This window comes from Acetobacter sp. (assembly GCF_047721705.1).
Classification (GTDB): domain Bacteria; phylum Pseudomonadota; class Alphaproteobacteria; order Acetobacterales; family Acetobacteraceae; genus Acetobacter.
Genome location: NZ_JBDNXK010000012.1, coordinates 46,920 through 53,034 on the forward strand (window position 1 = coordinate 46,920; position 6,115 = coordinate 53,034).

At 55.2% G+C, this 6,115-nt stretch carries 6 protein-coding genes; 2 read left to right on the plus strand and 4 right to left on the minus strand.

Features of this window, described 5'->3' with window-relative positions:
* The first annotated feature begins 200 nt into the window (after window positions 1-200).
* The gene (locus ABF824_RS03625) at window positions 201-1,616 is read left to right on the plus strand and encodes a nucleobase:cation symporter-2 family protein (RefSeq protein ID WP_415486487.1); all 1,416 of its coding nucleotides are present in this window, start codon (window positions 201-203) and stop codon (window positions 1,614-1,616) included.
* A gap of 62 nt (window positions 1,617-1,678) precedes the next feature.
* Here ABF824_RS03625 and ABF824_RS03630 read toward each other — a convergent pair whose 3' ends face one another.
* The gene (locus ABF824_RS03630) at window positions 1,679-2,086 is read right to left on the minus strand and encodes a DUF4167 domain-containing protein (protein ID WP_415486488.1); all 408 of its coding nucleotides are present in this window, start codon (window positions 2,084-2,086) and stop codon (window positions 1,679-1,681) included.
* Window positions 2,087-2,429: 343 nt separating this feature from the next.
* Here ABF824_RS03630 and ABF824_RS03635 point away from each other — a divergent pair, with 343 nt between their 5' ends.
* Window positions 2,430-2,657, plus strand: a complete 228-nt coding sequence (locus tag ABF824_RS03635; RefSeq protein ID WP_415486490.1) for a hypothetical protein — start codon at window positions 2,430-2,432, stop codon at window positions 2,655-2,657.
* Window positions 2,658-2,662: 5 nt separating this feature from the next.
* Here ABF824_RS03635 and ABF824_RS03640 read toward each other — a convergent pair whose 3' ends face one another.
* The 3 genes from ABF824_RS03640 to ABF824_RS03650 are packed head-to-tail and all read right to left on the minus strand — an operon-like array spanning window position 2,663 to window position 6,081.
* Complete coding sequence (locus tag ABF824_RS03640) at window positions 2,663-3,445, minus strand: sulfite exporter TauE/SafE family protein (protein ID WP_415486491.1); 783 nt, start codon at window positions 3,443-3,445, stop codon at window positions 2,663-2,665.
* A gap of 7 nt (window positions 3,446-3,452) precedes the next feature.
* Window positions 3,453-5,111 carry a TIGR01244 family sulfur transferase gene (locus ABF824_RS03645; protein WP_415486493.1) on the minus strand — a complete coding sequence of 553 codons (1,659 nt, stop codon included), beginning with the start codon at window positions 5,109-5,111 and terminating at the stop codon, window positions 3,453-3,455.
* A gap of 43 nt (window positions 5,112-5,154) precedes the next feature.
* Entirely contained in the window at window positions 5,155-6,081 is a 927-nt protein-coding gene (locus ABF824_RS03650; protein ID WP_415486494.1) for an MBL fold metallo-hydrolase, read from the minus strand.
* Window positions 6,082-6,115: the final 34 nt, after the last annotated feature.

Consider the following 6,115-nt stretch of genomic DNA (forward strand, 5'->3'; position numbering starts at 1 on the left):
TTACAATGACGATGAACTCATAAGTCTCGATCCGCCAAAGTAAAAACTGCGTCCGGAAGAAACGTGGAAGCGTTTCTTCCGATGGATGTTCTCGATTTTCAATTGTTTTGTCGCGGGAGAAGAAAACCGTGAATGCTCGTTCATGCCCTTTTCCTGATAACGCCCGTCAAGACAATGAAAAATGCGAGAAAAGGCCGACCATGAGAGGCTCTTCGGAATCTTTAGCTACCGTTCATCCGGTTGATGAGGTTCTGCCTTTCTGGAAGCTGGGTGTTTATGGTTTCCAGCATGTTCTGACCTTCTACGCGGCCGCTGTCATCGTTCCGATCCTTTTGGCGGGAGCCTTGGGGCTCCCGAAAGAAATGCTGGAGCATCTCATCGAGGCGGATCTGTTTACCTGTGGCATTGCTTCCCTGATCCAGTCTGTTGGTTTCTGGAAAATCGGTGTCCGTCTGCCGCTGCTGCAAGGCGTCACATTTGTCGCAGTGTCTCCCATGATTGCGATTGGTGTTGCCGCAGGAGGAGGTGTGGAAGGACTGCATCAGATATTTGGTGCAGTCATTGCTTCCGGTTTGTTCTGTTATTTCGCCGCACCCTATTTTTCTCGTCTCGTACGCTTTTTCCCGCCTGTGGTTACGGGCACGATCGTGCTCGTGATTGGGATCGCTCTTCTGCCTGTTGCAGCGAACGATATTGTTGGTGGTCACGGCATCCGGACCATGCAGGATCCGGTGGACATGAAGAATGTGGCTTACGGCCTTGGCACGCTGGTCTCCATTCTCCTTATGCAGCGTGTTTTCACCGGTTTTCTGCGTACCATTGCAGTGCTGCTAGGACTGGTTCTTGGTACTTTTGTTGCGTGGTATCTCGGTGATGCACATTTTGAGGGAGTTGGCAGTGCGCCACTCGTGACGGTCGTAACTCCCTTTTACTTCGGCATGCCCAGTTTCCGTCTCGTTCCCATTCTCTCCATGATGGTGGTCATGATGATCGCGATTCTGGAAACTGTGGGGGATGTTTTTGCAACTGGTACGATCGTGAAGAAAGAGATCACGACGGAAGATGTAACACGCGCACTTCGTGCTGACGGCCTCGCTACGACACTCGGAGGAATTTTCAATTCCTTTCCCTATACGTGTTTCGCTGAAAATGTGGGGCTGGTGAGTCTGACTGGCGTGCGCAGTCGGTGGGTCGTTGCCGCTGCGGCTGTCATCATGATGATGCTGGGTTCACTGCCCAAACTGGCCGCGTTCATGACCTGCGTCCCACTTCCCGTGATGGGTGGAGCGGCTTTAGCTATGTTTGCTGCTGTGGCGGTCGTGGGTATTCAGGCGCTCGGGCAAGTAAACTTCGAGCATCAGGGCAATACGATCGTAGTCGGAACCAGTCTCGGACTAGGGATGCTGCTGGTGGTCCAGCCGCATATTACGGATCATTTTCCTGCGTGGGCCCAGATCATTTTCGGAAGCGGCATCACGCTGGGCGCGACCGCAGCAATCGTTCTCAACTTCATCTTCAACTCGAAACAGCCACCGGATACATCCGCTGAAGCGGAGGTGTGGACAGTAGTCGCCAAAGTTTCGCGTGAGACCGAAATGCTGAAAACACAGCGTTAAGATGCATTTCCATGGAGGTTACAGACGAACAACGGACGAGCGTTGTTCGCCTTCCGAAGCGATCAGGCGGAAGCTTCTGCTTCCTGAGAGTTTTCAGAGGAACCATCTTCCTGACGTTCTTCCTGCTCCTGTTCCTGTTGGTATGCAGCGCGGGAGCGGGCTGTCCGTTCCTGTCTTTCCTGCTGCGCCTGCTGCGCTGCCTGGTTCATCGCGTTCAGGATACGGAAATAATGCTCGGCATGCTGAAAAAAGGCTTCGGCAGTAACACGGTCGCCGCTGCTGGTCGCATCGCGGCCAAGCTGGAGATATTTTTCGAATAACTGCTGCGCTGTTCCGCGCACACGCACTTCTGGTCCGTTGCTGTCGAACACATGATTGCGGTTCAGCGGAATCTGGCCGTTATGATGACGCGTGCCACCACTTGTTCCGCTTGGCCGATGGTTACGGCTGCGCATGCGTTTTATGTTCATGGCGTTACCAGAAGACTTTCATGAGTTTTGAATTCAATGTGTGCCTTGAGCGGTCGGCAGAAGCTTCGATTTCACCTTATCGGGACTCGGAAGCAACTTGCCTTGATAAGCCGGAACACCAGTCTGGCTTATAAAAGACAAAAGCGATTATAGCGCGACTGTGGGAAAGGTCACCTTTTCCGCAACGCTCCGTCAAGCTTGCCTGATGTTTGACCACAACAGTAATGATTATGCAAGAGAGAAATTGGCCGTTCAGCGTCTTAAAAGCAGTCTGAAGACGAAAAACGCGTATCTGCTGGCCTGCACGGCCGCAGGTCAGTGTGAATGATGGAGAGGGAGAAACATGGGGCACAATTATGCCAAGCCCGCCACGCAGGGGCAGCGGCTGGAACGTATCCTGTCGAAATTGCCTGAAGAATGGGAAGTGCAGGTGGAAAGGGGCTCCAGTGGGGCAGGGTGGATGGCGCTTGTCCGCCCCCCGGGAGAGGAAGGCGTCTGGAGCGAACGAACCTCCACATTGGTCGAAGCGCTGGAAAGCGCGTGGCGCCTCAATCGTCTCCCACCCGGATAGAGGCCTCAGAGAGCGGAGATGGCCCGCCAGATGACATAAAATGCGACCAGAAAGATAATGGCCGAGAAAGCGGTCGTGAGGCGGCAATTGTTTTTGCCGATCCGTCGTGCCGCCCAGCAGCCTAGGTAAGAGCCGATAATCCCACCGGGAATGAACAGGGCAGCCAACTGCCAGTCCACATAGCCGGACAGCATGTAACTGATGGCCGTGCTCACACCGAAAACGGTCACCGCGACAAGCGAGGTGCCGACCGCGTTGAGGATAGGCATATGGGTGGAAGCAATCAGGCCGGGCACGATGAGAAAGCCTCCGCCGATGCCGAAAAAGCCGGAAAGCAGCCCCGTTCCGCTGCCAAACAGCATCACCTTGCCGACATTTTCCCGGTTGCAGCTTGCGCCTTCGCACCCCACCTCATGCCGACCTCGCAGCATGAGAACGCCGACCGCGATCATCAGAAGCGCGAACAGAAGCAGCAGCCGCTGCCCGTCCATCATCTTGCCGAGATGAGCGCCAAGAAAAGCGCCGAGCATACCGCAGGACGCAAAGATACCGGCGCAGCGCCATTTGACCGTCCCGGCCCGGGTATGCTGGGCAAGGCTTGTCAGAGCGTTGAACGCCACGGTGACCGCGCTGGTGCCGATCGCTACATGAGCGTCACGAACCCCGATCACATACACCATCAAAGGGACGGCGAGAATGGAACCGCCGCCGCCGATCAGGCCCAGAGTAAACCCGACAAGGGCCCCTGAGCCGAGAATGAGGATAATGTGAGAGGGATCGGTCCACATTGGGCGGTTACGAGACCTTTTCAGGCGTGACCATGATTTCACGTCCTTTCAGCATTTCCCAATAGAGCCAGGGCATCAGATCTTTCTTCATATACCATGCCAAGCGGCTTGGACGCTTTCCGTCAAGCAGCCATGTGGGGAGGCTGGGTTTCAGTTTGCCGCCATAGGCAAATTCAGCGAGCACGATCTTGCCGTTCTCGACGGTCAACGGACAGCCGCCATAGCCGTCATATCCTGCGACAGGAGGCTTGCCGCTGAGCGCCGCAACAGCATTCAGGGCCACAACGGGAGCCTGCTTCCGGACTGCTGCTGCCGTCTTTGCATTGCTTGTTCCGGCGCTGTCACCAAGGGCGAAAATGTTGCTGTAAGTCTTGTGACGGAGGGTCGTCGGGTCGACCGCGACATAACCGGCGGCATCGCCAAGTCCGCTTTCACGAATGAAAGAAGGAGCGCTTTGCGGCGGGACGACATGCAGCATGTTGAAGGAACGCTGCACCCGCTCTGTTCCCGTATCCGTCTTGCGCTCGAAGGTTGCGATGCGCCGATCACCATCCACGGCAACAAGCTGGGATGAAAACTGAAGTTTGATGCCGTAAGTATGCACATACTCCATCAGCGCCGGCACGAAGTCCGCGACGCCGAACAGCACGCCGCCAACATTGTCGAACTCTACGTTGATGCGGTCCAGAACGCCCTTTTTCCGCCAAGCATCACAAGCCAGATACATTGCTTTCTGGGGGGCGCCCGCACATTTTATCGGCATGGCTGGCTGGGTGAAGATGGCGTCACCGCTGGTCATGGACTGCACAAGTTTCCACGTATAGGGCGCAAGATCATAGCGGTAATTGGAGGTGACGCCGTTGCGTCCCAGCGTTTCGGGCAGGCCTTCAATGGCGTCCCAATTCAGAACAATGCCGGTAGCGATGATCAGAACCCGATATGAGATGCGCTGTCCGTTTGACAGAGTGACTGTCTGCTCTTCAGGAGAGATCAGTTCCGCACCTGCCTTGATCCATTCCGCGTCTTTCGGCATTACGGATGCTTCGGAACGCCGTGTGCGCTCCGGAGTGAAGACGCCTCCACCCACCAGCGTCCATCCGGGCTGATAAAAATGGTTTTCGGACGGTTCAATCACGGCAACCGACGTACCTTTGCGTCGCTGCAATATTCCGGATGCGGCTGATAAACCGCCCGCACCGCCGCCGATAATGACTACATCGAAATGTCGAGAATTATTGGATGTGTTTGATGTTTTCTGAAGTTGCGCGCTCAACGGTGAAAGATTGAATCCGGCCTTCTGGCCTGCCAGAAGAATCTGGTCGGCGCTCAGCGTGCCTGCCATAGCAAGAGCCCAGAGTTGGGCAGCACGATTACCGCTGCGGCAATAGCCCAGAACCGGACCATCTATTCCTTTTAACACTACTTTCGTACGATCGATGTCCGTCTGATCTGGCAGCGAGCCGGATTTGACCGGAATGGCTTCAAACGTCAGGCCTGCCGCCATGGCGGCCTTTTCGAGTGTTTCGATATCCGGCTGACCGGGTTCTTCTCCATCGGGACGGGCGCAGATGATGCCACGAAACCCCAGACGGGCTGCTTCGGCTATGTCCTCCACTGAAAGCTGGGAAGTAACGGCATATGTGTCGTTGAGATAATGCGGTGTCATGGCGACAGAAATTCCTGAATTCTGAAAGAAAAAACTGCGAAAACTATAGACGGTTAACAGGGATTTTTATGTAACTTACCCCGTCGCTTTCCGGTTCCGGCATATGCCCTGCGCGCATGTTCACCTGCACGGAAGGGAGCATGAGATTGGGCAGGGAAAGGGTGCTGTCACGTTTCGTGCGCATGGCGACAAAGTCGTCTTCCGAAACGTTGTCATGCACATGCACGTTACCTGCCCGTTCAGCCGCGACAGTAGTTTCCCAAGCGAAGGTGTCGCGTCCGGGAGCCTTGTAGTCATGGCAAAGGAAAAGGCGTGTTTCACCGGGCAATGACAGTAACCGACGGATCGAGCGATAAAGCTGGCGGGCATCGCCGCCGGGAAAATCCGCACGCGCCGTACCGTAGTCCGGCATGAAGAGCGTGTCCCCAATGAATGCAGCATCACCAATGATGTAAGCCATGTCTGCAGGTGTGTGACCGGGTACGGCAAGTGCGATGGCGGGCAGTGAACCTACGGAAAATTTCTCTCCGTCATGAAACAGGTGATCGAATTGGGAGCCATCGCGGGAAAAGGCGGTTCCAGCATTGAAAATCTTTCCGAAAACACCTTGGACAGTCTTTATGTTTTCACCAATGGCAAGCTTTCCACCCAGTCGTTCCTGTAACCATGGCGCGGCCGAAAGATGATCGGCGTGGGCATGGGTTTCCAGTTGCCATTCGACATCTAGCCCTTCCTTCTCGACGTAAGCGACAATCGCTTCTGCCGAGGTGGTGTTCGTGCGTCCCGAAGCAGCATCGTAATCCATGACGCTGTCGATGATGGCTGCTTTGCGCGTGGCGGGGTCATGAACGACATGCGTGGCGGTAAACGTGCTTTCGTCGAAGAACGTCCGGATTGCCGGGCGGCCCGCAGGATGCCGGTTGGCTTCCTCGATTTGCGCTGTGGCGGCACGGAGTGTGGTGTCTTGCATAACCTTATCTTTCATATTTTATGAAAGTTATTAC